Raw genomic sequence first — 25,883 nt, 5'->3', positions numbered from 1 at the left:
ATAGGTTGGGTGTGTAAGCGCTGTGAGGCGTTGAGCTAACCAATACTAATTGCCCGTGAGGCTTGACCATATAACACCCAAGCAATCTGCAGAAAGACAGCAGATTGCGGTGTGTGAAGACGCATGAAGACGAAAGTTTGCGAACACACAAATTGCACCTTGATCACATACCCGATTTGCTGAAGCGTTCTCACGAACGAGTCAGTACCCGAATTTCTTGACGACCATAGAGCATTGGAACCACCTGATCCCATCCCGAACTCAGCAGTGAAACGATGCATCGCCGATGGTAGTGTGGGGTTTCCCCATGTGAGAGTAGGTCATCGTCAAGATTAAATTCCAAAACCCCATCTGCGAAAGCAGATGGGGTTTTGTTTTTGCACGCGAAAAAGTTCCAGGCGTGGAAAACTGCCAACCACTCTGCGCCGCATCACCACCACCGGAGAGCGTTTGCCAGCCGCCCTCACAAGATCGACCGCTAACGAGTCCTCTCCCTCTGGTAGTCTTCTCCCTCTTTTGAAAGACCAAGGGACGCAGCTATGCCGGTGACATCCAATCTCAACCCCGGATTTATGGTGGTCCATGGGAATCGCCTGGATGAGCTGCGTGGACTTGTGGTGTCCTGGATGCGGCGTTACCCCCTGACGCCCCTTGAAAACGAAGTAGCGCTGGTACAAAGCAACGGTATTGCGCAGTGGCTGAAGCTCGCCTTGGCCGAAGACGCTAAGGAAGATGATCAAGGTGGTTGCGGCATTGCCGCCGCGATCGATGTGCAACTCCCTGGCAGCTTCATGTGGCAGCTGTATCGTGCGGTGCTGGGCAAGGCCGAGATTCCGGAAACCTCGTTGCTCGATAAAGCTCCCCTGACCTGGCGATTGATGCGACTGCTCCCCGGCCTGATCAATCAGCCGCATTTCGAGCCGCTGCAACGATTCCTGACGGCCGATACAGACCTGCGCAAGCGTTACCAACTGTCCGAGCGACTCGCTGACCTCTTCGACCAGTATCAGGTGTACCGGGCCGACTGGTTGGAAGACTGGGCCGCGGGCAAGCACCAACTCAGGACCGGCAGGGGAGAGGCAAAGCCGCTGAAAACAGAGAACTGCTGGCAAGCCGAACTGTGGCGTGCGCTGCTCCATGATGTCGGTGCAGAGGGCATGGCCCAGAGCCGGGCCGGGGTGCATCAGCGTTACATAGAACGTATCAACAGCCTGGCCGAGGCACCGGCCGGTTTGCCGGCGCGAGTGATCGTTTTCGGCATTTCGTCATTACCCGCCCAGGCATTGGAAGCGCTTGCCGGACTGGCTCGTTTCAGCCAGGTTCTGCTTTGCGTGCACAACCCCTGCCGCCATCACTGGGCAGACATCGTGGCTGACAAGGATCTCCTGCGTCACGAATACAAACGCCAATCGCGAAAACCCGGCATGCCAGTGGTGCTCAACCCAGATGCACTGCACCAGCACGCTCACCCGTTGCTGGCTGCCTGGGGCAAGCAGGGTCGTGACTACATCAACTTGCTCGACAGTCATGACGACCCGAACAGCTACCGCTCGATCTTTCGCGACGGGCGCATTGACCTGTTCAGCGAGAGCGAGCCCACGACGCTTCTGAATCAACTCCAGGACGATATCCTCGAGCTGCGTCCTTTGAGCGAGACCCGTGACGTCTGGCCGCCAGTGGACATAAAGACCGACCGCTCGATCCGCTTTCATGTCGCCCACAGTGCCCAGCGCGAAGTTGAGGTGCTGCACGATCAACTGCTCGCGCGCTTCAGCAAGGATCCTGACCTTCGTCCGCGGGACGTCATCGTCATGGTGCCGGACATCGACAGCTACGCCCCCCACATTCGCGCAGTGTTTGGTCAACTGGATCGCGACGATCGCCGTTTTATCCCCTTCACCCTCGCAGATCAGGGCCAGCGTGGCCGTGATCCGCTGCTGATCGCCGTCGAGCACTTGCTGAAGATTCCGGACAGTCGATTCCCGGTCAGTGAAATCCTCGATCTGCTGGACGTCCCTGCATTACGAACGCGGTTCGGCATTGATGAGCGAGACCTGCCAACCCTGCACCGCTGGATTGAGGGAGCGGGTGTGCGATGGGGGCTCAATGCGGTACAGCGCGAAGGTTTGGGTCTGCCTGAAGAGCTTGAGCAGAACAGCTGGCATTTTGGGCTGCGTCGCATGTTGCTGGGGTACGCCGTCGGGGCAGGTGCGGCCTACGACGGCATTCAGCCGTATGACGAAATCGGCGGGCTGGATGCGGCCCTGATTGGCCCGCTGGTGTCCCTGATCGACGCGCTTCAGGTCGCGCACAACGAACTCTCCCAGCCCGCCACGCCTGCGATGTGGGGCGCGCGCCTTCAAGCGGTCATGCAGCTGTTTTTCATGGCCGACAGTGAGCACGACGACTACCTGTTGAGTCAGCTGGAAACCTTGCGCGAAACCTGGCTGCAGACCTGCGAGACCGTTGGCCTGGAAGAAGAGTTGCCGTTGACGGTCGTGCGTGAAGCCTGGCTGGCCGGGCTTGATCAAGGGAGGTTGTCCCAGCGCTTTCTGGCCGGGTCGGTCAACTTCTGCACGCTCATGCCGATGCGCGCGATTCCGTTCAAAATCGTCTGCCTGCTGGGCATGAATGATGGAGATTACCCGCGCGCGCAACCGCCGCTGGATTTCGATCTGATGGGCAGCGACTACCGTCCCGGCGACCGTTCCCGGCGCGAGGATGACCGTTATCTCTTGCTTGAAGCGCTGCTGTCCGCCCGTGACCAGCTGTACATCAGTTGGGTGGGGCGTAGCATTCGCGACAATTCCGAGCGGCCGGCTTCGGTGCTCATCGGGCAGTTGCGCGATCATCTGTCCAGCGGTTGGCGACTGGCCGATGCCATTGAGCCCGAGGACGATAAAAAGCGAGATCCGGGTCAGCAGTTGCTGCACAAACTGACTGTCGAACATCCGCTGCAGCCGTTCAGTGCCAAGTACTTTCAGGAGAACCCGGAGTTCTTCAGCTTTGCCCGCGAGTGGCAGGTGCTTCACGAAGCCCTCACCGAAGCAGGCGAAACAAAAGCCCTGCAAAAGCACCAGCAGGAGGAGCCGCTTAGTCTGATGCAGTTGCAGGATTTCCTGCGCAATCCGGTCAAGCACTTCTTCAGTCAGCGCTTGAAGATATTCTTTGAAGTCGCCGAAGCGCCCTTGGCGGACGAGGAGCCTTTCGTGCTCGACGCGCTTGAGCGCTACGGCCTCAGCGACAGCCTTTTGCAAGCGGCGCTCACAGATCCCGAGCACATTCAGGAATCGCTCCATGCTCAAGCAATGCGCTTGCAGGGCAGCGGCTTGCTGCCGATGGCCGGCTTCGGAGCATTGCTGCAGGATGAACTGATCGAACCGCTGCCCGATCTCGTCGCCCGCTATCACGAATTGCTGATTCGCTGGCCGGTGCGGCTGCACAGCGCGCTGCCGGTCAGTTATCAGCACCAGGGCGTCGAGCTAGACGGCTGGGTCGATGGGCTTTATCAGAACCCTCAGAATGAATTACTCGCGATCACCGCTATCCCCAATGCCATCGCCAGCAAGAAGACGCGCAAGTGGCATCGTCTGACCAAGCCGTGGGTGAACCATCTGGTGGCCTGCGCGTGCGATCTGCCGTTGACTACCGCGCTGGTGGCCAGCGACGAAACCCTCTTGCTGCCGCCGCTGGACAAAGACACCGCCACTCGGACGTTGAATGATCTGCTGCTGGCCTGGCATCAAGGCATGCAGCGACCGCTGCCGATTGCGGTGAAGACGGCCTTTGCCTGGCTGGGGCAGAACGATGAAGTCAAAGCCGAAGCCGCCGCGCGCAGGGCCTATGAAGGCGATGGCCAGAACAGCAAGGGTGAGCGTGCCGAAAGCACTCCCCTGGCGCGCCAGTTCCCGGATTTCGATGCGTTGCTGGGCAGCGAGGAATTCGTGGGTTGGTGCGAGGCGTTATACAAGCCTATTTTTGAAGCGCCCTGGCAGGCACTTTCTCGCGAGGAGGCCGGCGCATGAGTGATGCACAACAACCTCTGGCGCTGCGCTTTCCGCTCAAAGGCAGCCAGCTGATTGAAGCCAGCGCCGGCACCGGCAAGACGTTCACCATCTCGGCGCTTTACCTGCGCCTGGTGCTAGGGCATGGCAGCGAAGACTCGGGTTTCGGCCGTGAGCTGTTGCCGCCACAAATTCTGGTGGTGACGTTCACCGACGCAGCCACCAAGGAACTGCGCGACCGCATTCGCACGCGACTGGCCGAAGCCGCGCGGTTCTTCCGTGAAGAAATCGAAGCGCCCGATGCGTTGATCGCTGGATTGCGCGACGAATTCGCCATTGAGCAATGGCCCGGCTGCGCCAGCCGTCTCGACATCGCGGCGCAGTGGATGGACGAAGCGGCGGTATCGACCATCCACAGCTGGTGCCAACGCATGCTGCGCGAGCACGCCTTCGACAGCGGTAGCCTGTTTACCCAGAGCCTGGAAACCGATCACACCGATTTGCTCAGCGAAGTACTGCGCGATTACTGGCGCAAGTTCTGCTACCCCATGAGCGGTGACGCGCTGCTCTGGGTGCGCGAGAACTGGAGTGGCCCTGCGGCGTTGCTGCCAAGGGTTCGCGCGCTGTTCGGCAGTGAGCGGGCGAGCGTGACGCAAAGCCCGACGCAGCTCATCGAGCAATCGATTCAAGAGCGGCGCGAAACCCTCCGCCAGCTCAAGGCGCCATGGGCCAACTGGGCCGCGGAGCTGCATGCGATCTGCATTGACGGCGTCGCGTGCAAAGTGGTCGATGGCCGCAAGATGCAGGAGCGTTATTTCAGACCCTGGTTCGACAAGCTGATTGCCTGGGCCAATGACGACGAGCAGGAGCAACTTGATCTCGGCACCGGTTTCACACGGCTGACGCCCGACGGCATTGCCGAAGCGTGGAAGAACAATCCGCCATCGCACCCCGCGTTCGAGGCGATGGTTGAGCTCAAGGTTGCGCTGGACACGCTGCCAACGCCCGATGCAGCGGTGCTCGAACACGCTGCGCAATGGGTGGGGGCGCGCTTTGAAGAAGAGAAGCGCCGCCGCGCTGAGATGGGTTTTGACGACATGCTGCTGCGTCTGGATGCCGCGCTGCGCGGAAGCGGTGGCGAGCGCCTGGCGACCCTGATCCGCGAGCAGTTTCCGGTCGCGTTGATCGATGAGTTTCAAGACACCGACCCGGTGCAGTATCGCATTTTCGACAGCATCTACCGGCTGGAGGCCAACGACGAGAGCACCGGCCTGTTCCTCATCGGCGACCCGAAGCAGGCGATCTACGCGTTCCGTGGTGCCGACATCTACACCTACCTGCGTGCCCGACAGGCCACCACCGGACGCTTGCACACGCTGGGCACCAACTTCCGTTCCAGCCACGCGATGGTCGATGCGGTGAACCACGTATTCACGCGCGCCGAAACGAGCGAAGCCGGTCGGGGTGCGTTTCTTTTCCGCACCCCACAGGACAATCCCGTGCCGTTTCTGGCGGTCGGTTCTCAGGGTCGTAAAGAGACGTTGCAGGTCGACGGGCAGGTGGTTGCGGCGCTCAACGTCTGGCAGCTCGAAACCGATCAACCTGTGTCGGGCACGGTCTATCGAGCGCAACTGGCGGCGAGCTGCGCCAGTGAGATCGTGCGTTTGCTCAACGCCGGTCAACAAGGCAAAGCGGGCTTTGCGAAAGCCGGCGAGTCCTTGAAGAAGCTGCTGCCCGCCGACATCGCGATTCTGGTGCGTGACGGCAAGGAAGCGCAGGCGGTGCGAGGCGAATTGTCGGCGCGGGGCGTGCGCAGTGTGTATCTCTCGGACAAGGACTCGGTGTTCGCCGCGCAGGAAGCCCATGATCTGCTCGCCTGGCTCAAGGCCTGCGCGGAGCCTGACGCCGAGCGGACCCTTCGCGCGGCCTTGGCCTGCATCACCCTTGCGTTGCCGCTGGCCGAACTTGAGCTGCTGAATCAGGACGAACTGGCGTGGGAAAACCGCGTCATGCAGTTCCGCGATTACCGACGCATCTGGCGCACCCAAGGCGTGCTGCCGATGCTGCGTCGGCTGCTGCACGACTTCAAATTGCCCCAGGCGCTGGTTCAGCGTACTGATGGCGAGCGCGTACTGACCAACCTGCTGCACCTGAGCGAACTGATGCAGCAGGCCGCCGCCGAGCTGGATGGCGAGCAGGCCTTGATTCGCCATTTGAGCGAGCATCTGGCTTTGTCCGGGCAAGCAGGGGAGGAGCAGATCCTGCGCCTCGAAAGCGATGAGCAACTGGTCAAAGTGGTGACCATCCACAAATCCAAAGGCCTGGAATACCCGATGGTGTTTCTGCCCTTCATCTGTTCGACGAAGCCGGTGGACGGCAGCCGTTTGCCGCTGCACTTCCACGACGCCGCCGGCCACGCGCAGATCAGCCTCAAGCCCACGCCGGCGCTGATCGAGCAGGCGGATGACGAGCGTCTGGCGGAGGACCTGCGTTTGCTGTATGTGGCCCTGACTCGCGCTCAACATGCGTGCTGGCTGGGCGTTGCCGATCTCAAGCGCGGCAGTAACAACGCTTCGATACTGCACCGTTCGGCGCTGGGCTACTTGCTTGGCGGCGGTCAGAAGCTGGCTGAGTCAGTGGGATTGGGCCAATGGCTGCGATCCCTGGCAGACAACCACCCGGCCGTGCAGGTTGAGCCTGTTCCGCTGCCGACAACCGAGTCCTTCAGCGCGCCGCGCAACGAGGTCGCGTTGAGCAAGCCGCGCGTGCCCCGCCGTAGCGCTCGGGAGAACTGGTGGATCGCGTCCTATAGCGCGCTGCGCATCGGCGACACCATCACCGACAGCGGCGATCAGTCGCCGGACAGCCCGCAAGCGCAGAAGCTGTTCGACGATGAGCGTCTCGACCCGGATGCGCCGCGAGAGGTCATGGTCAGCGGCGGCGATATCCATCGATTCCCGCGTGGTCCGAATCCCGGCACCTTTCTGCACGGCTTGCTGGAATGGGCCGGCGAGAAGGGCTTTGCCGAAGCAGCGGCTGATCCGCTGTCACTGGAGAAAGTCGTCGCCCAACGCTGCAACCGGCGCGACTGGAAGGGCTGGATCAACACGCTGACCGACTGGCTGCAGCATCTGCTGACCCTGCCGCTGCGTTTGGGCACAGAGGTGCAGCCCATGGCCTTGTGCGAGCTGGATCAGCCGAACCAGTACCGCGTCGAAATGGAGTTCTGGTTCGCCTGCTCGAAGGTCGATGTGGCGCAGATGGACGCGCTGGTGCGCCGCTACACCCACAACGGTGCGCCGCGAGCGGCCGCTGAGACAGTCTCTTTGAATGGCATGTTCAAGGGGTTCATCGACCTGACGTTCGAGCACGAAGATCGTTACTTCGTTGCCGACTACAAATCCAACTGGCTGGGCGTCGACGACGATGCCTACACCGAGCAGGCGATGGAAAACTCGATTCTGGACAACCGCTACGACCTGCAATATGTGCTCTATCTGCTGGCCTTGCACCGTCAGCTCAAGGCGCGGCTCGCCGATTACGATTACGACCGGCACATGGGCGGCGCGGTGTACCTGTTCGTGCGCGGCAGCCGTGCCGGGAGTCAGGGTTCATGGTTCACCCGACCGCCCCGCGAGCTGATCGAAAGTCTCGATCTGCTGTTTCAGGGCCGAGCGCCGATCACGGCCGACGTGCTGTCAGGAGACCTCGTATGAACCGCACCTTCGCTCACTTGATGCCCACAGCCTTGGACGCCGACAGCCTGGCCGACCTGAAGCCCCTCAGCCGGGTGGATGACCTGTTGCTGTTGCTGCAGCGCTGGGTCGAACGCGGCTGGTTGCGCGCGCTGGACAAGGCGTTCGTGGCGTTTCTGGCTGATCTTGATCCTGCCGCCGATTCGCTGGTGCTGTTGGCGGCCACGCTGACCAGCCACCAGTTGGGTCACGGGCATGTCTGCCTGGACCTCTACGAAACCCTGAAAGAACCGGACTTCGCCCTGTCGCTGCCGCCCGAGGGCGATGTGTTGTCGACGCCGATGTTGCTGCCGTCCTCGCTGCTCAAATCGCTGGACGGCGCGACCTGGTGCAAGGCGCTGGAAGCCAGCGCGCTGGTTGCTCATGCCGGGGATGTCAGTGAAGCGGCGGCGCAGCGACCGTTGGTTTTATCTGATCGGCGCCTGTACCTGCGCCGTTACTGGGCGTATGAGCGACGAATCGATGCGGCGTTGCGTCGGCGGCTGGCTCAGGTGGAAACGGGCTTCAGCGACTTGCCTCAGCGGCTGGATGCGCTGTTCGGCCCGGCCAACCATGCGCCTGACGCATTGATCGACTGGCAAAAGCTGGCCTGCGCCCTGGCAACCCGTGGCGCGTTCAGCATCATCACCGGCGGCCCCGGCACGGGCAAGACCACTACGGTCGTGCGGTTGCTGGCGCTGCTGCAATCGCCGGCAGTGGAGCGTGGCAAGCCGTTGCGCATTCGTCTGGCGGCGCCGACCGGCAAGGCCGCAGCGCGGCTGACCGAGTCGATCAGTCATCAGGTGCAGACGCTGCAAGTGCCGGAAGACGTGCGGCAGAAAATCCCCAGCGAAGTCACGACGGTTCACCGTTTGCTGGGCAGCCGTCCAGGCACACGGCATTTTCGTCATCACGCGGGCAACCCGTTGCCGCTGGACGTGCTGGTGGTCGATGAGGCTTCGATGATCGACCTGGAAATGATGGCGAATCTGCTCGATGCGTTGCCGCCCCACGCGCGGATGGTGTTGCTGGGCGACAAGGATCAACTGGCATCGGTTGAGGCGGGCGCGGTGCTGGGCGATTTGTGCCGCGACGCGGAGGCGGGGATGTACAGCCCGCAGACCCAGGCGTGGCTTGAGTCGGTCAGCGGCGAAGATCTTTCCAGAAGCGGTTTGCAGCAGGGCGACGATCAGCATCACGCGCTGGCTCAGCAAGTGGTGATGCTGCGCCACTCCCGGCGCTTCGTGGCGGGCAGCGGCATCGGTCAGTTGGCCAAACTGGTCAATCAGCAGCAGGACCAGGAAGCGCGCGCATTGCTCGCGGCTCGCCAATACCCGGATCTGTTTTCCTTGGCGCTCAAGGGTGAGCAGGACCGCGCGCTGTCTCGGCTTTTGCTCGACGGTCACGGCGACGGCCCGCAAGGCTATCGCCATTATCTGGGCGTGATGCACGCGCAGCGGCCGCAAGACCTGACGCAGATCGAAGACCCGCGCAGCGTCGAGTGGGCGCGGCAGGTGCTGAACGCGTTCGATGAGTTTCAGCTGCTGTGTGCCGTGCGCAAAGGGCCGTGGGGCGTGGAAGGGTTGAATCGACGGATCACCGAAACGCTGTTCAGCGCCGGGCTGATCGAGAGCGATCACCAATGGTACGAGGGCCGCCCGGTGCTGATGACCCGCAACGACTACGGGCTGGGTTTGATGAACGGCGACATTGGCATTGCCTTGCGTCTGCCCGAGGGGCCGGTCGAGGAGAACCGTCAGGCGCTGCGTGTTGCGTTCCCGCGTAACGACGGCAGCGGCGGCGTGCGCTTCGTGCTGCCGAGTCGGCTCAATGACGTGGAAACGGTGTACGCGATGACGGTGCACAAGTCCCAGGGGTCGGAGTTCGCACACACGGCGCTGATTCTGCCGGAGGCGCTGAATCCGGTGCTGACCAAAGAGCTGATCTACACCGGCATCACCCGGGCCAAGCACTGGTTCAGCCTGATCGAGCCGCGTCAGGGCGTGTTTGAAGAAGCGCTGCGGCGCAAGGTCAAGCGCCTGAGCGGGTTGATGTTGGGGTTGTGACCGGCGCGTCGAGATTGGATCTGTCATTGGAGCGGCTTGCTGGCGAACGGGCCGGTCAGTCAGCTTCGAGCTGAATGACCTGACGCGTTCGCGGGCAAGCGCGCTCCTACAGTTGATCTGCGCCAGCTGCGAATTCTGCGATGTACGCGAATCCGTAGGAGCCGGCTCGCTGGCGAAAGCATTCTGCCCGGCGCTGCTGCAGTGGATGATTAACCGAGTTCGCCAGCAAGCCGGCTCCTACTGACGGTTTGTGGGCTGAGTGAAGGCGAGTCAAGCCCCATGAACGTGCGCACCCGTGCGCCGCATTGGTCGGCAAGAATCGTCTGCGGCGCGGCGTCGACCTGTACGATGCCGTTTTCCATGAAGATCACCCGGTCGGAAATCGACAGGGCGAAGTCCATCTCATGGGTCACGATGAGCATCGTCATGCCTTCTTTCGCCAGCTCGGCGATGACCTTCAGCACGTCGCCCACCAGCTCCGGGTCCAGCGCAGAAGTCGGCTCGTCGAAGAGCATGATCTGCGGGTCCATCGCCAGCGCTCGGGCAATCGCCACGCGCTGTTGCTGACCGCCGGAGAGCTGATGCGGGTATTTGTGCGCGTGGGCCAGCAGCCCGACCTTGTCGAGCAGGGCGTAGGCACGCTGCTCGCTGACGTCGCGGTCGCGGCCGTGATAACGCGGCGCGAGGGTCACGTTGTCGAGAATGGTGCGGTGGGGGAACAGGTTGAAATTCTGAAACACCATGCCGATGCGCTGCACGCCACGGCGAGTCTGCGGCGCGTTGGGGTTGTCGCCGGCGTGAATGTAGCCTTCGCCAAACAGGATGATCTCGCCCTTGTCGATGGTCTCCAGGCTGTTGACGGTGCGAATGAGCGAGGTCTTGCCCGAACCTGATGGACCGATGATGGAAATCACCTGACCGGCGTCCACCTCCAGATTGATCCCCTTGAGCACTTCATGCTGCCCGTAGCTTTTGTGGATATTGACCAGTTGCAGCGCTGGCGCCGTCCCCGGTCCTGTTGTCGGCTGGCGTACTACCGCGGGCTGCGCGACCAGGCTGGCGCGCAGGTGAGTCAGGGCAGTGTCGTCGAGGGTCTGCGGCTTGCGATTGCTCAGCTCCAGGTGCTGCTCCAGCCAGTGAAACAGCCAGCCAAACACCGTCACGATCATCACGTAATACACCGCGACGGCGGACAGCGTTTCCATGACCAGAAAGTTTTGCGCGTACAGGCGTTGCCCCACGGTCAGCAGTTCAGTGAGCGAAATCACTGACACCAGCGATGTCAGTTTCACCACGGTGATGTATTCATTCACCAGCGTTGGCAGGGAGATACGAAATGCCTGGGGGATGACGATCAGACGCTGCATGCCGATCAGCCCGACGCCCAGGGCGCGGCCGGCTTCTTTCTGGCCTTTCGCGACGGAGATCAGGCCGCCGCGGTGAATCTCCGCCATGTATGCCGCTTCCGTGACCACCAGCGCAAGAAGGCCGGAATAGAAGGGGTTGGACAGTACGTCACGGGTGACCGGAAACATCTGCGGCAGGTTGTAGGTAAACACCACCAGCACCAGCAGCGGGACACTGCGGAAGAACCAGATATAAATCGACGCCGGCACGCTGATCCAGCGCGCGGTCGAAAGCTTGGCCGAGGCCAGCAGGAAACCCAGCAGCATGCCGATGAACCAGCCCAGCGCGCTGAGCTCGATCACGGTGATGCAGGACTCCCAGAAGTCAGCGACCGAGAACAGAGAAAAAAAGTAGGACCATTCGAATTGCATACACACACCTCAGCAGGGCGGGGCCCGGCGGGATTCTCTTATCAAACACGATCCCTTGTAGGAGCGCGCTTGCCCGCGATGACTTAGGTACAGTCGCTACATCTTTATCGTCTGTCCGGGCCAATCGCGGGCAAGCGCGCTCCTACAGAAGGGCAAGCATCAAGCCGTCAGTTGGCGGGCTCTTCCAGGTTGTATTTCTTCAACAGCGCCGCGTATTCGCCGGATTTTTTGGTCTCGTCGAAGGCCTTGAGCAACGCCTGATACAGCTCGTCATTGCCCTTCTTCACGTAGATGCCAAGCGTCTGCTGGTAGATGGAATGCTCGGTGCTGACCACCACGCGGCCCTTGGTGCGTTCGGCGATCATCCCGGCGGCGCCGTCGATTTCCACTTGCGCCTGAACGTTGCCCGACAGCAGCGCCTGGGTCACTTCCGGTGCCGACGGGAATTCGCTGACGGCGACGGGGCCTTTGCCCTTCGGCACGCAGTATTCGGCGGACAGCTTGTTGAACTGGGTGACCCAGGTGGTGCCTTTTTCCAGGCCGATTTTCAGCCCGCACAAGTCTTCCGGCACCTTGGGTTTGAGCGGACTGTCCTTGAGCACCATGATCGCCGCGCCCGTTACGGCGTAGGGGATGGTCTGGGCCTGGGTCTGGCGCTCCGGCGTGATGTACATGCCCGAAATGATCGCGTCGTAGTGACCGGCATTGAGGCTGAGGATCAGGCTGGAGAACTTGGTGTCGACAAACTCCGCTTTGAGGTCCATGTGCTTGGCGAGCAGGCGCGAAAGGTCCGGGTCGGCACCGACGACATTTTTCTTCTCGTCGTAGGATTCGAACGGCGGGTAGGTAATCTCCATGCCGACCTTGAATTGCCCGGGCGTCACGGTGGTAGCAGCTTGTGCGGCCGTGGTAGCCAATAACGACGCGCCGAGCATGGCGGAGGCAAGCACGGTCAAGCGGACAGCGGTGTTCAAAGTGTTGCGCATCGTCGGCGACTCCACGTCAGAAAGGTAGGGCTGGGTGTGTTGAGTATTCGGGTGGAACAGGGGGACGCATCGCATCACGATGGGTCCTGTGTCTGGCTCTTCAAATGGCCGAAGCTCGACGGCTTGCGCGCCTTTTCGTACAGCTTGAGTTCGCCGTTCTCGACCTTGCGCCGCAGGTATTGGTAGGTCTGCAACGCCTGACCGAACATGTGCTCGCCGATGGTGATTTCTTCGTAGTCGGCCGTGCCCTTGTCGAACTGCGGGAGGGGCTTGATCAGCGTGTGGAAGTCGCAGGCGAAGAACAGCGGAAACGAATAGCGCTCCTCGCTGACCGTGCGGACCCGATGAGCCGTAGCAACGAACGTACCAGCGGTCATGACCTCCAGCATGTCGCCGATGTTGACCACAAACGCGCCATCCACCGGGGGCGCGTCGATCCACTGCCCAAGGTCGTTCATCACTTCCAGTCCGGGCTTGTCGGCCAGCAGCATGGTGAAGCACTCGTAATCGGTGTGCGCACCAATTCCGGGCGCGTCCTGGGCGGCACCGTCGAATGGGTAATGAATCAAACGCAGCTTGGAGGGCGGACGTGTCACCATCGCGTCGAAGTAGCCTTCCTCCAGGCCCAGCGCCAGCGCAAAGCCATCGAACAAGCGGCGGCCCAAGGCAAACACCGCCGCGTAATAGGCTTCGACCGCAGGGCGAAAACCGGGCAGGTCCGGCCATTCGTTGGCGCCGATCAGCGGGGTTTTGGCGATCACCAGTGGGTCGTCATCGCCCACTTCAAACCGATATCGAACGCCTCTTTGTGATCCGGCTTGCCTTTGGCGTATACCTCTTCGCCCTCGGGCACGAAGCCTTTGTGGCTTCGCGAAGTGCCGATGTAATGCTGCATTTTGTAGTCAAGTGACTGGGCGAACAGGTCCTTGGCCGCCTGACGCAGACCGTCGATCAACGACGGCGCGATGCCGTGATTCCTGACGTACAGAAAGCCCACTTCCCGCGCCGCCTTGCCCAGTTCGTCGGCGACGGCCTGACGCAGAGCGATATCGGGGGTGAACAGGCCGGCGATATCGACCACCGGTATGCTGCTGAAGTTGGCGACCTTCGGGGCTGCCGCGTGCGACGGATCTGGCATGACGAAACGCTCCTTATCGGCTTGTGGTGTGGGTGAAGCGCTGGAAATGTTCGCGTTCGGTCTGGCCCATCCACACGTTCAGCGACCAGAGATCGGCCACCGGTACATTGGTGAAGGGCAGGTGGTGCAGATAGCCGTCTGCGCCGAATTCGGGCGTCATCGTGCTGACCTGATAGCCTCGCGCCTGCTGGGATTTCCACACGGCTTCCCAGTGCTGCTGATGGAATGCCAGCTCTCGGGCGTACTCGGGAGCCGCGGGATGCGGGACTTGCGGACCCTGGTCGTAACCGACCCGGGCCTGAATGTGATGGACGCGCTCGACGAACGCGCTGAGGTCGTCTTCCGGGTCGTCGAGCAAACGCTCGCAGGTGACGATCCAGTGGCTGATGTCGCTGGTGAAGCGCAGATCGGGCAACTGGCGGATCAGCTCAAGGGTGACCCAGGGATTGAACAGCGAGCGGGCGCGGTGGGTTTCGAATGTCACCGTTTGGCCATGCTTGCGCGCCACCTCCAGCGCCTGACCGAAGAAGTCCACCTGCTGCGGCAATTGCCAGCGGTCATTGCCGGCCAGCACGTTGACGAAGCGGGGCGCCAGTTCGGTTGACCAGGCGAGCTTCTGCTCCAGATCGGTGAGGTGTTCTGCGGTGGTCGCTGATTGTTCCGGGAGGACGTCGTAGGCGGTGAACACCGTAGCGATGTAAGGCACGTGATTGGCGCGCAGGAAGGCACCGAATTCCGCGCGCTCGACGGGCGTCAGCGGCAGGCGTGCTTCCATACCGTCGAACCCGGCTTCCAGCAGCTCATCCAGCGCCTGGGCCTTGCTGGCGCGGTAGCCCCAGAGCGTGCGGAAGATTTCCAGTTTCATCGAGCGTCCTCAAAGATTGCATCAAGCGGCTGACGTGTGACCCGAGACAGGGCTCCGCCACGGCGCAGGCCGAAACGGGGTGCAGCGGCAGTCACATCAGAAAAGGCAATCTTCGGGCCGTGTCTCTACTGGACGGGCTCCTTTATTGGGGGCGATCTTAGATTCGGGGGATGAACGGGAAGAATAGGAAAGCTCAAATGCATAGTTCAGAGATTTCTGAACTATGGCGGGGAGGGGCCTTCTAGACGGCAAATCCTGCGCGTACCCCGTAGGAGCGTGGCTCGTCCCGCGATCTGCCGGGTACCGGCAGCAGGAGCAGCAGAGATATTTTTTTCCTGATATACCGCGGGAGTCGGGACGACGACTGCGTCGATCGCGGGACAAGCCACGCTCCTACACAAGCTCGGCAGGTCTAATCCACAAAGGTCATCCGATCCGTCTTGCCCAACAAAAACGCCTGATTGCGCTCGGTCGCATCACGGATGTAATCCCACAACAACGTAATCCGCTTCAGCTTCCTCAAATCCTCCCGGCAGTACATCCAGAACTGCCTCGTGATATTCACCTCGCTCTCCAGCACCGGCAGCAACCGAGCATCCTGTGCCGCCAGAAAGCACGGCAGGATCGCCAGCGCTCGTCCCTGCAGCGCGGCGACGTATTGGGCGATGACGCTGGTGCTGCGCAGGGTGGCGTGGGCGCCGGGGAGAAGGTTGCTGAGGTAGAGCAATTCCGAGCTGAAGGCCAGGTCGTCGACGTAGCTGATGAACGGATGGTCAGCGAGGTCTTCGGTCTTGAGGATCGGCGTGTGGTGGTCGAGATACTCCTGAGTGGCATAGAGCCTCAGGCTGTAATCACAAAGCTTGCAGCACACGTAGGGCCCATGCTCCGGACGCTCCAGCGCGATAACAATGTCCGCCTCGCGCTTGGACAGGCTGATGAAATGCGGCAGCGGCAGGATGTCTACCGAGATAGCGGGATACGTGTCGGTGAAGTGACTGAGTTGCGGGGTGATGAAGAAGCTGCCGAAGCCTTCGGTGCAGCCCATGCGCACGTGCCCCGACAGCGCGACGCCGGAGCCGGAAACCTGCTCGCAGGCGATGTGCAGCGTGCTCTCAATGGACTCGGCCGCGCCCAGCAATCGCTGGCCCTCTGCGGTTAGGATGAAGCCGTTGTTGCGCGATTTTTCGAACAGCAACGTGCCCAGTGACGTCTCCAGCGAGCTGATCCGGCGCGACACCGTTGTGTAGTCCACCGCGAGGCGTTTTGCTGCAGAACTGGCCTTGCGCGTGCGCGCCACTTCGAGAAAAAACTTCAGGTCATCCCAATTCAGCGCACTCAGGGACGTGATGTTTTTTTGCATGTTGAACCTGCTTTTATGTGCGTTCTTATTAGAAGTTTGCACATCTATACTCCGAAGCGCGGTCGGATCCAACCGGTGCAGCCCCAGTAACGACACAGCCCGTAGGAGCCGGCTTGCTGGCGAAAGCATTCTACCCGGCGCTGCTGCGGTGGATGATTAACCGGGTTCGCGGGCAAGCGCGCTCCTACAGTAGATCTGCGCCAACTGCAAAATCTGCGATGTACGCGAAACCCGTAGGAGCCGGCTTGCTGGCGAACCGGGTTGTGTCATGAGCACCGGCGCCGCTGACCCGACGCATTCGCCAGCAAGCCGGCTCCTACAGGGGCTGTGATCCATCCAGATTCCGTGACCCGACCGAGATGAAGTGACGCTCCAGAAAACCGCCCCACCCCACACGCCATAACACCCTGCACAACAATAAATAAGCGGAGGAGTTTATGAAGAACGCTATTACGGCGGACGCTGGCGCACTCGATGCCAGCCCCGTGAAAAACGCCCGATCCTACCGGCTTGCCGGTGCGGCGAGCATGGCTGGCACGACCATCGAGTGGTATGACTTTTTCCTCTACGGCACGGCCGCCGCTCTGATCTTCAACAAGATTTTCTTTCCTGCACTGGACCCGATCATCGGTGTGCTGGCGGCGTTCGCCACCTACGCCGTGGGCTTTCTCGGCCGGCCACTGGGCGGCATCGTGTTCGGCCATTTCGGCGACAAGATCGGGCGCAAGTCCATGCTGCTGTTCACCCTGATGCTGATGGGCATTCCGACCATCATCATCGGCCTGATTCCCACCTATGAACAGATTGGCTACTGGGCCGCGGTGTTGCTCGTCGCGATGCGGTTTCTGCAGGGCATGGCGGTTGGGGGCGAATGGGGCGGGGCAGTGCTGATGGCGGTCGAACATGCGCCCGAAGGCCGCAAAGGTTTCTACGGCAGCCTGCCGCAAACCGGCGTCGGCGCGGGGCTGGTGCTGGCCTCGCTGGCGATGGGCATGGTCGCCAAATTGCCGGAGGCCGATATGCTCAGCTGGGGCTGGCGCATTCCATTTCTGGCCAGCGTCGTGCTGCTGGGCGTGGGCTGGCTGATTCGCCTGAAAGTCCCGGAGTCGCCCGATTTCGAGAAGCTCAAAAAAGACAACATCGCCGTCAAGGTGCCGCTGTTCAGAGTGTTCCGCGAATACCCCAAGGAAACCCTGACCATCATTGGCGCGCGCACCGCCGAGAACGCCTGGTTTTACATGTCGGTGACCTTCGCGTTGGCATACGCCGCCAATCAGTTGCTCATCCCCCGCGCCGACGTGCTGAGCGCGATCACTGCTGGCGCTGCGCTGTCCCTGGTGACGATGCCGCTGTGTGGGCACCTGTCCGACAAGGTTGGTCAGAAACGTCTGTATTTCGCCGGGCTTTTGCTGCTCTGCGCTTTCGTTTACCCGTTCTTCGCCATGCTAGGCACCCGCGAGCCGCAGATGGTGTGGTGGGCGATGGTGCTGGCAGTCGGTGTGGTCTTCCCGATCCTGTATGCGCCGGAATCCCTGTTGTTCGCCCGGCAGTTTCCGGCGGAAATTCGCTACAGCGGTATTTCCGTTTCGGTGCAGTTGGCGGGCGTCCTGGGCGGCGGATTTGCGCCGATGATCGCCACGCAATTGCTGGCCATGGGCGGCGGCAGTCCGCGCTATGTGATTGCCTACCTGATCGGTATGGCGCTGGTGGCATTGGTCTGTACCGCGCTGATGAAGCGTGATCCCCCTCGCCATCGCGCGGCCTGAATCGACTTTTTCAGCGCGCCCACACCGGCGCGCTGTCTTGAATGGAGCAATGGGCAATGAACGTGTCACTGAATAAAAACAACACCACCGTGGCCCGCGTGAAGCTGCTGATCGGCGGTGAATGGGTTGAGTCGCAAACCACCGAATGGCTCGACGTGGTCAACCCCGCCACTCAGGAAGTGCTGGCCCATGTGCCGTTCGCCACGGCCGCTGAGGTTGATGCCGCCGTCGCCGCCGCGCAGAAGGCGTTCACCACTTGGCGGCACACGCCGATTGGCGCCCGCATGCGCATCATGCTCAAGTTGCAGGCGCTGATCCGGGAACACTCCAAACGTATCGCCGCCGTGCTCAGCGCTGAACAGGGCAAGACCATTGCGGACGCCGAGGGCGATATCTTCCGCGGCCTGGAAGTGGTCGAGCACGCGTGCTCCATCGGCACCTTGCAGATGGGCGAATTCGCCGAGAACGTCGCCGGTGGCGTCGACACCTACACGCTGCGTCAGCCCATCGGCGTCTGCGCAGGCATCACGCCTTTCAACTTCCCGGCGATGATTCCGCTGTGGATGTTCCCGATGGCCATCGCCTGCGGCAATACCTTCGTGCTCAAACCGTCCGAGCAGGACCCGATGTCGACCATGCTGCTGGTGGAGCTGGCGGTCGAGGCGGGCGTGCCGGCAGGCGTGCTCAATGTCGTGCATGGCGGCAAAGAGGTGGTGGACGGGATCTGCACCCACAAGGACATCAAGGCGGTGTCCTTCGTCGGCTCGACGGCGGTGGGCACTCACGTTTACGACTTGGCGGGCAAACACGGCAAGCGCGTGCAGTCGATGATGGGCGCGAAGAACCATGCCGTCGTGCTGCCCGATGCCAATCGCGAGCAGACCCTCAACGCACTGGTCGGCGCCGGTTTCGGTGCGGCGGGGCAGCGCTGCATGGCGACGTCGGCGGTGGTGATGGTCGGCGCGTCGAAGCAGTGGATTCCCGATCTGAAAGCGCTGGCGCAGAAGCTCAAGGTGAACGCGGGAAGCGAGCCCGGCACCGATGTCGGGCCGGTGATTTCGAAGCGCGCAAAGCAGCGAATTCTTGATTTGATTGAAAGCGGCGTTCAGGAAGGCGCCACCCTCGAACTGGATGGGCGCGGTATCACGGTGGCGGGCTTTGAGGAAGGCAACTTCGTCGGGCCAACGCTGTTCACCGGCGTGACCACCGAGATGCAGATCTACACTCAGGAAATCTTCGGGCCGGTGCTCGTGGTGCTGGAAGTCGACACGCTGGATCAGGCCATCGCGCTGGTCAACGCCAACCCGTTTGGCAACGGCGTCGGGCTGTTTACCCAGAGCGGTGCGGCGGCGCGCAAATTTCAGAGCGAAATCGACGTGGGTCAGGTCGGCATCAACATCCCGATTCCGGTGCCGGTGCCATTCTTCAGCTTCACCGGTTCGCGCGGTTCGAAGCTGGGGGATTTGGGGCCGTACGGCAAACAGGTGGTGCAGTTCTACACTCAGACCAAGACCGTCACCAGCCGCTGGTTCGATGACGACAGTGTGAATGACGGGGTGAATACGACGATCAATCTGCGTTGAGTGCGACGCCCTTTTGTCGGAGCGCGCTTGCCCGCGAAAGCGATCTGCCTGTGACGGGTGAGTTGACAGACACGACGCCATCGCGGGCAAGCGCGCTCCTAAAGGGATCGTATTCCGTCAACTGGCTTGAGCTGGGTTTTGAACAAGGAGAACAATCATGAAAATCGCATTCATCGGCCTGGGCAATATGGGGGCGCCGATGGCGCGGAACCTGATCCGTGCCGGGCATCAGCTGCATTTGTTCGACGTCAACCAACAGGTCTTGTCCGAGCTGGCCGAATTGGGCAGCCGCATCAGTGAGTCGCCCAAACATGCTGCACAGGGCGCCGACCTGATCATCACCATGCTTCCGGCGGCCGCTCATGTTCGCGCTGTTTACCTGAATGACGACGGCGTCCTGGCTGGTATCAGCGCAGGGGTGCCGGCGGTGGACTGCAGCACCATCGATCCGCAAACCATTCGCGATGTGGCGGCCGCTGCAGCCAGACAAGGTGTAGTCGTCGGCGATGCGCCGGTGTCCGGCGGCACTGGCGGGGCGCAGGCCGGGACGCTGACGTTCATGGTCGGTGCGAGTGTTGAACACTTCACGGTGCTCAAGCCGATCCTGGCGCAGATGGGCCGCAACATCGTCCATTGCGGCGATGTCGGCACCGGGCAGATCGCGAAGATCTGCAACAACATGCTGTTGGGCATTTCCATGATCGGCGTGGCAGAAGCCATGGCGTTGGGCAATAGCCTGGGCATCGACACCGGCGTGCTGGCGACCATCATCAACAGCTCGACCGGGCGTTGCTGGAGCTCGGAAATGTACAACCCGTGGCCCGGCGTCGTGGAAACCGCCCCGGCGTCGCGCGGCTACACCGGAGGGTTTGGCGCAGAGCTGATGCTCAAGGACCTGGGCCTGGCAACCGAGGCCGCCAAAGCCGCGCGCCAGCCCGTGATCATGGGCGCGCTGGCGCAGCAGCTGTATCAGGCCATGAGTTTGCGCGGTGACGGTGGCAAGGATTTTTCGGCGGTGGTTGAGGGATACATCAAGAAGGAAAACTGATGGCGCACACCCCGGCCTCTTCCCGGCTAAAGCCGGTCCCACAACATGCACGCGGTCAGTCAGTGGGACCGGCTTCAGCCGGGAAGAAGCCAGCACCAATACCGTAATTTTGCGGTGTGACATCCGACGCCTTCCCGGCTAAAGCCAGTCCTACAATGTGCACGCGGTCAGTCAGTGGGACTGGCTGCGCGCAATCAACCCCGCGGGCCGCTGTAATCCTTGGCCCACTGCTCCTGGGCCACCAGGTGCTGTTTGAACCGCTCGATCTGCTCGGCGACTCGCACCGGTGACGTACCGCCCCAGCCGCTGCGCGCCGTCAGTGCAGCTTCCAGCGTCAGGCTCTCCAGCACCTCCGGCGTCAGGCGCGTGTCGGTGTCGGCAAGCATCTTTGGCGTCAGCTCCGGCAGCCCGATGTCCTGCGCCTCGCACAGCTGCACCAGTTGCCCGGTGATCTCGTGGGCTTCCTTGAACGGCACGCCGCGAACGGCCAGCCAATCAGCAATTTCCGTCGCCAGGGTGAATCCCAATGGGGCCTGACGCAGCAACTCGTCCTTGCGCACCTTCATGGTCCGGACCATGCCGGCGAAGGCGGGCAGCACCAGATTCAGCGTGTCCAGCGCATCGAAAATCGCGTGTTTGTCTTCGCTCAGATCCCGGTTGTACGACAGCGGCTGCGCCTTGAGCACCGACAGAATCGCCGTCAGCGAGCCGATCAAACGACCGGATTTACCCCGGGCCAGTTCGGCGATGTCCGGGTTCTTCTTCTGCGGCATGATCGAGCTGCCGGTGGCGTAGGCATCATCCAGTTCGACCCAGCGAAACTGCCGCGACGTCCAGATGCAGAACTCCTCGGCCATGCGCGAAATATTGATCCCCAGCATGCTCGCGCAGAACAGGAATTCGGCCACGTGATCGCGGCTGGCGACCGCGTCGATGGAGTTCTCACACGGCCCGGCGTAGCCCATTTCTGCCGCCGAGCGTTGGGGGTCGCGGGCGATGGCGGACCCGGCCATGGCGGCGGCGCCGAGGGGCGATAGATTGAAACGCTGATCCCAATCCTGCAGGCGCTGGATGTCACGATGAATCGCCTGGGCGTGGGCCATCAGGTGATGACCGAACACGATTGGCTGCGCTTGTTGGAGGTGAGTAAAACCGGGGGCAATGGTCTCGATATGTGCTTCGGCCTGGCCGACCAACGCCTGCTGCAAGTCGAGAATCGACAGGGTCAGCACGCGAATTCGGTCACGCAGGAACAGCCGCATGTCGTTGGCCGTCTGATCGTTGCGCGAGCGCCCGGCGCGAAGCTTTCCGCCCAGTGCGCCGAGGCGTTCGGTGAGCAGGCGCTCGATGAAGGTGTGCACGTCCTCATCGGCGGGAATGGGTTGAATCGTGCCGGCGGCAAAATCCTCGTCGATCGATTGCAGCGCCTCGATGATGCGCCGCGTTTCGTCGGCGTCCAGCAAGCCGGCGCGCTCAAGCTCATGGGCGTGGGCCTTGGACCCCGCGACGTCATAGGGCGTCATGCGGAAATAGACGGCGGGCGAGCGTGACAGGTTGGCCATCGCTTCGGCTGGCGCTGATTTGAAGCGCGCCCCCCACAGACGCTCAGTTGCATCGGACATATGCATTCCCCCTCAAACACGTGATTGCTGGCGAGCCAGGCGTCGACGACGTCAGGGGATCCTAGAAAAAACCTACTGCCGGTGAAACGTTACAAATGGCAAGTCGGGTTGGCAGAAATGGAAAGCTGGGGTATCAAATCGCTGTTCAGTGACGTCGAGCTGACTATTTTTCTGTTACCGCAGGTGCCCGAATGTGTTGAAGTTGCGCCGCCTGCAACGCTCGCTGTCTCTTCTCGTCGACCTTTTCGCAGGATGCGCCCATGGATGGTTTCCTATCGCTCTATCAACACCTCGGCTGGACCTTGTCGGTGCTGGTGATGCTGACATTTCTGCTGGCGGGGACGGTCAAGGGTGTCATCGGTATGGGGTTGCCGACCGTGGCGATGGGCTTGCTCGGCGCGATGATGCTGCCGACCCAGGCGGCGGCGCTGCTGCTGATCCCCTCGACACTGACCAACTTCTGGCAGCTGGCAACCGGCGGGCATTTGCGTGGACTGTGTACGCGGTTGTGGCCGCTGCTGTTGATGATCGTCATCGGCATGCTGCTCGGCTCCTACGCGCTGGGGCTCGGCAACGGGCACGGCATGGCGAGGGCGCTGGGCGGCGCGCTGTTTGTGTATGCACTGTGTGGCTTGTTTCTGCCGACCCTGAAAGTGCCGCCCGCTGCCGAGCGCTGGCTCGGGCCGCTGTGCGGATTTATCACCGGCCTGGTCACCGCAGCCACCGGCGTCTTCGTGATTCCGGCGGTGCCCTACATTCAGGGCCTGGGGCTGGATCGCAATGAACTGGTGCAGGCGCTGGGTCTGTCCTTCACAGTCTCGACCCTGGCACTGGGCGTTGGTCTGTTCTGGAACGGCGCAGTGGGCAGCGCCGAAATGGGCGCCTCGCTGCTGGCGCTGGTTCCAGCATTGCTCGGCATGATGTTCGGCCAGTGGCTGCGTCAACGCATCAGCGCGTTGGTGTTCAAGCGAATGTTCTTCATCGGCATGGCGCTGCTGGGCACGCACTTGATGATTTCTGGCTGATTACGCGGTGTCCGGCCCGCATTCACGCTGCAGGTCAATCAACCTAAATTCATCAATAGGCGCCTGACTCGTGATTCAGGCGCAAATGTATTTTGCCCCTTTGCGGCTTATTCCCGCCTCGTCTGCCAGATATCCTGCCGTCCATTCCAATTGAAGACCCTCAATCCGGCACCGCTAAACAGCGGGCTGCATTGACGGCGGACGAGGCTTGATATGAAAAAAGTACTGTTTCTCAACGGCGGCAAACAATTCGCGCACTCCGACGGCCGCTACAACACCACGCTGCATGAAGCCGGCCTGGCGCTGCTGGATCGTGCCGGGTTTGACGTGCAGCAGACCTTCATCGATGGCGGCTACGACGTGGCCGAAGAAGTGCAGAAATTTCTCTGGGCTGACGTGATCATCTGGCAGATGCCAGGCTGGTGGATGGGCGCGCCGTGGACCGTGAAGAAGTACATCGACGAAGTGTTCACCGAAGGTCACGGCAGCCTGTACGCCAACGACGGTCGCACCCGTTCCGATGCCTCCCAACGGTACGGCAGCGGCGGCTTGCTGCACGGCAAGCAGTACATGATTTCCGCTACCTGGAACGCGCCGCAGCAAGCCTTCGATGACCCGGCGGATTTCTTCGAAGCCAAGGGCGTGGATGCCGTGTACTTCCCGTTCCACAAGGCTAACCAATTCCTGGGTATGACCGGCCTGCCGACCTTTCTGGCGGTGGACGTGATGAAGATGCCGAACGTGGAGGCGGACGTGAAGCGCTATGAAGCGCATCTGGCCTCGGTGTTCGGGATCTGAGCGCGAGGAGCGAGTTACTAGCTTCAAGCGGCAAGCGGCAAGCGGCAAGTTTAAAGCTCAATGCTGGCCGCTTGTGACTTGCAGCTTGCAGCTTATAGCTTGCTCCCAAGAGCGCTAATATCCGATCTCTTGTGAGCGGGAGACAACAGTGAAAGCCAGGTCGGATGAGTTGCAGGTGTTTGTCACGGTGATCGAAAGCGGCTCGATTTCCGCTGCTGCCGAGCAGGTCGGGCAGACGCCCTCGGCGATCAGCCGCACGCTGTCGCGACTCGAAGGCAAGCTGGGCACGACGTTGATCAACCGCACCACGCGGCGCATGGACCTGACCGAGGAGGGCAAGTATTTCCTCGAGCGGGCCAGGCAGATTCTGGATCAGATGGAAGAGCTGGAAGAACGCATGTCGGTGCGACAGCAGACGCCCTCCGGTCGTTTGCGGATCAACGCGGCGTCGCCCTTCATGCTGCATTCCATCGTCCCGTATGTCGCCGAGTTTCGCGCGCTGTACCCGGACATCCAGCTGGAGCTGAACAGCAACGATCTGATCATCGATCTGCTGGAACAGAGCACCGATGTGGCGATCCGCATTGGCGTGCTGGCCGACTCCACGCTGCACGCCCGGCCCCTCGGCAGCAGTCCGCTGAACATTCTTGCCAGCCCGGAATACCTCGAAAAACACGGTACGCCGAAAACCGTCGCTGCGCTGAGCGGACATTCGCTGCTCGGCTTCACCCAGACCGAAACCCTCAACCACTGGCCGTTGCGTCATGCCGACGGGGATCGGTTGTTCATTCAGCCGACAGTCTCGGCATCCAGCGGCGAAACGTTGCGCCAGTTGGCGTTGGTGGGGGAGGGCATCGTCTGCCTGTCACACTTCATGACCCACGAAGACATCCGCCAGGGCCGTCTCAATGTCATCTTGCCCCAAGCCAACAGCGGCTATCGCCAGCCGATCCACGCCGTCTATTACCGCAACTCGCAACTGGCGTTGCGGATTCAGTGCTTTCTGGATTTCATTCAGAAAAAGCTGGCGGTGTACGCGGCTTGAGGCTGCTTACATTCCCTGTGGGAGCGTGGCTTGTCCCGCGATCTGCCGGGAGCCGGCAGCAAACCCTGCAAACGCGGTCTGTCTGGAGGACTTGACTGGAATGGTTTTGCTACTGCTGCGCAGCAGATCGCGGGACAAGCCACGCTCCTGCAGGCAGGTATCACGCCTCACTAATCCCACTGAATTCTGCCCGCAACATCTGCACAAACGCCTCCCGCGCCGGGTGATGCTCGGCGCTCTCGTGCCAGTAAAACAGGTTGTCGATGGAGGTCAGTTCAGGGAATTCATAACCGACCCAGCCTGAGCCTTTCCGGTACTGCTCATAAACGCCCTTGGGCACCAGCGCCACACCGGCGCCAGCGCTGACGCAACCGACGATGGTGCCGTAATTGGCGATGCTGACGATGGACTGAGTCTGGCCGTCTTGCTGCAGCCAGCGCTCCAGCGCCGCGCGATAAGGGCAGCCTTCGGGCCACATGAAAATCGATTTGCCCCGCAGATCCGCCGGGCTGTAAATCGGCCCCAACGACTCGGCGGCAATCAGCACCAGATCCTCCCGGTACATCGACGTACGCTTGAGCCGTGGGCGTTTGACGTCGATGGCAACAATGGCGCCATCGAGCTTCTGGTTGAGCGTCGCGTCGAGCAGTTGCGTGCCGGTGCCCGTCGTCAGCTCCAGTGACACCTGCGGATAACGCGCGTGAAAGCGCGCCAGGAGTCGCGGCAGCCGCGCCGTGGCCGAGGATTCGATGGCGCCGATTCGCAACGGCCCGGAGGGCGCCGCATCGGGATGCACCGCGCGTTTGGCTTCGTCGGCCAGACTGAGCATTTTGCCGGCGTAAGTCAGGAAGATTTCCCCCGCCGGGCTGATGCGCAACCCTCGGCCCTGACGGTAGAACAACTCGGTGCCCAACTCCGCCTCAAGCGCCTTGATCCGCGCAGTGATGTTCGACGGCACGCAGTGCAACACCTCCGCGGCGCGGGCAATGCTGCCGGTGTCGACCACGGTCTTGAACATGCGAATCTGGGCCAGTTCCATTCATCACCAAAAGTGAGTGTTTGCGT

15 protein-coding genes, 1 rRNA gene and 1 pseudogene are annotated in these 25,883 nt (G+C 61.6%); 10 read left to right on the top strand and 7 right to left on the bottom strand.

Features of this window, described 5'->3' with window-relative positions:
* Window positions 1-216 precede the first annotated feature (216 nt).
* From rrf to recD, 4 genes are all read left to right on the top strand, one after another.
* A 5S ribosomal RNA gene (rrf, locus tag ACQKEN_RS13045) occupies window positions 217-332 on the top strand.
* A gap of 207 nt (window positions 333-539) precedes the next feature.
* A complete protein-coding gene (gene recC / locus ACQKEN_RS13040; protein ID WP_427685977.1) occupies window positions 540-4,025 on the top strand; it encodes an exodeoxyribonuclease V subunit gamma in 3,486 nt (1,161 codons plus the stop codon).
* Window positions 4,022-7,720 (top strand): exodeoxyribonuclease V subunit beta, encoded by a 3,699-nt coding sequence (recB, locus tag ACQKEN_RS13035; RefSeq protein ID WP_427685975.1) that lies wholly within the window; start codon window positions 4,022-4,024, stop codon window positions 7,718-7,720. Before recC ends, recB begins: the two co-directional genes overlap by 4 nt.
* Window positions 7,717-9,804 (top strand): exodeoxyribonuclease V subunit alpha, encoded by a 2,088-nt coding sequence (recD, locus tag ACQKEN_RS13030; protein ID WP_427685973.1) that lies wholly within the window; start codon window positions 7,717-7,719, stop codon window positions 9,802-9,804. Before recB ends, recD begins: the two co-directional genes overlap by 4 nt.
* A 209-nt stretch (window positions 9,805-10,013) precedes the next feature.
* Here the strand turns inward: recD and ACQKEN_RS13025 are convergent, their stop codons facing one another.
* The 5 genes and pseudogenes from ACQKEN_RS13025 to ACQKEN_RS13005 form a co-directional block, all read right to left on the bottom strand.
* A complete protein-coding gene (locus tag ACQKEN_RS13025) occupies window positions 10,014-11,582 on the bottom strand; it encodes an amino acid ABC transporter permease/ATP-binding protein (RefSeq protein ID WP_427685971.1) in 1,569 nt (522 codons plus the stop codon).
* Window positions 11,583-11,749: 167 nt separating this feature from the next.
* Window positions 11,750-12,517: an ABC transporter substrate-binding protein gene (locus ACQKEN_RS13020; protein WP_427685988.1), complete on the bottom strand. Its 768-nt coding sequence runs from the start codon at window positions 12,515-12,517 to the stop codon at window positions 11,750-11,752.
* A gap of 125 nt (window positions 12,518-12,642) precedes the next feature.
* Window positions 12,643-13,706, bottom strand: a pseudogene (locus ACQKEN_RS13015) (isopenicillin N synthase family dioxygenase).
* A gap of 13 nt (window positions 13,707-13,719) precedes the next feature.
* Entirely contained in the window at window positions 13,720-14,571 is an 852-nt protein-coding gene (locus tag ACQKEN_RS13010; RefSeq protein WP_427685970.1) for a sugar phosphate isomerase/epimerase family protein, read from the bottom strand.
* A gap of 412 nt (window positions 14,572-14,983) precedes the next feature.
* Window positions 14,984-15,931, bottom strand: a complete 948-nt coding sequence (locus ACQKEN_RS13005) for a LysR family transcriptional regulator (RefSeq protein WP_427685968.1) — start codon at window positions 15,929-15,931, stop codon at window positions 14,984-14,986.
* A gap of 437 nt (window positions 15,932-16,368) precedes the next feature.
* Between ACQKEN_RS13005 and ACQKEN_RS13000 the strand changes: the two genes are divergently transcribed.
* The 3 genes from ACQKEN_RS13000 to mmsB all read left to right on the top strand — a co-directional run bounded on the left by ACQKEN_RS13000 (window position 16,369) and on the right by mmsB (window position 20,328).
* Entirely contained in the window at window positions 16,369-17,697 is a 1,329-nt protein-coding gene (locus tag ACQKEN_RS13000) for an MFS transporter (RefSeq protein WP_427685966.1), read from the top strand.
* A gap of 56 nt (window positions 17,698-17,753) precedes the next feature.
* Window positions 17,754-19,280 (top strand): CoA-acylating methylmalonate-semialdehyde dehydrogenase, encoded by a 1,527-nt coding sequence (locus ACQKEN_RS12995; RefSeq protein ID WP_427685964.1) that lies wholly within the window; start codon window positions 17,754-17,756, stop codon window positions 19,278-19,280.
* Between the two features lie 157 nt (window positions 19,281-19,437).
* A complete protein-coding gene (gene mmsB / locus ACQKEN_RS12990) occupies window positions 19,438-20,328 on the top strand; it encodes a 3-hydroxyisobutyrate dehydrogenase (RefSeq protein ID WP_427685962.1) in 891 nt (296 codons plus the stop codon).
* Window positions 20,329-20,522: 194 nt separating this feature from the next.
* Here the strand turns inward: mmsB and argH are convergent, their stop codons facing one another.
* A complete protein-coding gene (gene argH / locus ACQKEN_RS12985; protein WP_427685960.1) occupies window positions 20,523-21,950 on the bottom strand; it encodes an argininosuccinate lyase in 1,428 nt (475 codons plus the stop codon).
* A 260-nt stretch (window positions 21,951-22,210) separates the two neighbouring features.
* On the opposite strand from argH, the gene ACQKEN_RS12980 reads away from it, so the two are divergent.
* From ACQKEN_RS12980 to ACQKEN_RS12970, 3 genes are all read left to right on the top strand, one after another.
* The gene (locus ACQKEN_RS12980; RefSeq protein ID WP_427685958.1) at window positions 22,211-22,975 is read left to right on the top strand and encodes a sulfite exporter TauE/SafE family protein; all 765 of its coding nucleotides are present in this window, start codon (window positions 22,211-22,213) and stop codon (window positions 22,973-22,975) included.
* A 213-nt stretch (window positions 22,976-23,188) separates the two neighbouring features.
* Window positions 23,189-23,773, top strand: coding sequence for an NAD(P)H-dependent oxidoreductase (locus ACQKEN_RS12975; protein ID WP_427685956.1), 585 nt, complete (start codon window positions 23,189-23,191; stop codon window positions 23,771-23,773).
* A 148-nt stretch (window positions 23,774-23,921) separates the two neighbouring features.
* On the top strand, window positions 23,922-24,818 hold the full coding sequence (locus tag ACQKEN_RS12970) for a LysR substrate-binding domain-containing protein (protein WP_427685954.1): 897 nt from the start codon (window positions 23,922-23,924) through the stop codon (window positions 24,816-24,818).
* Window positions 24,819-24,978: 160 nt separating this feature from the next.
* Here the strand turns inward: ACQKEN_RS12970 and ACQKEN_RS12965 are convergent, their stop codons facing one another.
* Window positions 24,979-25,857: a LysR family transcriptional regulator gene (locus ACQKEN_RS12965; RefSeq protein ID WP_427685952.1), complete on the bottom strand. Its 879-nt coding sequence runs from the start codon at window positions 25,855-25,857 to the stop codon at window positions 24,979-24,981.
* Window positions 25,858-25,883: the final 26 nt, after the last annotated feature.

The sequence above is a fragment of the Pseudomonas sp. NPDC078416 genome (genome assembly GCF_050268485.1).
GTDB lineage: Bacteria > Pseudomonadota > Gammaproteobacteria > Pseudomonadales > Pseudomonadaceae > Aquipseudomonas.
Note: the sequence above shows the minus strand (reverse complement) of the source record. Positions and strands in the feature narration are given on the sequence as shown.

What these genes read in the sequence shown, in the direction of transcription:
- recB (WP_427685975.1), top strand. Translation starts at nt 4,022, where the DNA reads ATGAGTGATGCACAACAACCTCTGGCGCTGCGCTTTCCGCTCAAAGGC.
- recD (WP_427685973.1), top strand. Translation starts at nt 7,717, where the DNA reads ATGAACCGCACCTTCGCTCACTTGATGCCCACAGCCTTGGACGCCGAC.
- ACQKEN_RS12975 (WP_427685956.1), top strand. Translation starts at nt 23,189, where the DNA reads ATGAAAAAAGTACTGTTTCTCAACGGCGGCAAACAATTCGCGCACTCC.
- recC (WP_427685977.1), top strand. Translation starts at nt 540, where the DNA reads ATGCCGGTGACATCCAATCTCAACCCCGGATTTATGGTGGTCCATGGG.
- ACQKEN_RS12980 (WP_427685958.1), top strand. Translation starts at nt 22,211, where the DNA reads ATGGATGGTTTCCTATCGCTCTATCAACACCTCGGCTGGACCTTGTCG.
- argH (WP_427685960.1), bottom strand. Translation starts at nt 21,950, where the DNA reads ATGTCCGATGCAACTGAGCGTCTGTGGGGGGCGCGCTTCAAATCAGCG.
- ACQKEN_RS13010 (WP_427685970.1), bottom strand. Translation starts at nt 14,571, where the DNA reads ATGAAACTGGAAATCTTCCGCACGCTCTGGGGCTACCGCGCCAGCAAG.
- ACQKEN_RS13025 (WP_427685971.1), bottom strand. Translation starts at nt 11,582, where the DNA reads ATGCAATTCGAATGGTCCTACTTTTTTTCTCTGTTCTCGGTCGCTGAC.
- mmsB (WP_427685962.1), top strand. Translation starts at nt 19,438, where the DNA reads ATGAAAATCGCATTCATCGGCCTGGGCAATATGGGGGCGCCGATGGCG.
- ACQKEN_RS12995 (WP_427685964.1), top strand. Translation starts at nt 17,754, where the DNA reads ATGAACGTGTCACTGAATAAAAACAACACCACCGTGGCCCGCGTGAAG.
- ACQKEN_RS13020 (WP_427685988.1), bottom strand. Translation starts at nt 12,517, where the DNA reads ATGCTCGGCGCGTCGTTATTGGCTACCACGGCCGCACAAGCTGCTACC.
- ACQKEN_RS13005 (WP_427685968.1), bottom strand. Translation starts at nt 15,931, where the DNA reads ATGCAAAAAAACATCACGTCCCTGAGTGCGCTGAATTGGGATGACCTG.
- ACQKEN_RS12965 (WP_427685952.1), bottom strand. Translation starts at nt 25,857, where the DNA reads ATGGAACTGGCCCAGATTCGCATGTTCAAGACCGTGGTCGACACCGGC.
- ACQKEN_RS13000 (WP_427685966.1), top strand. Translation starts at nt 16,369, where the DNA reads ATGAAGAACGCTATTACGGCGGACGCTGGCGCACTCGATGCCAGCCCC.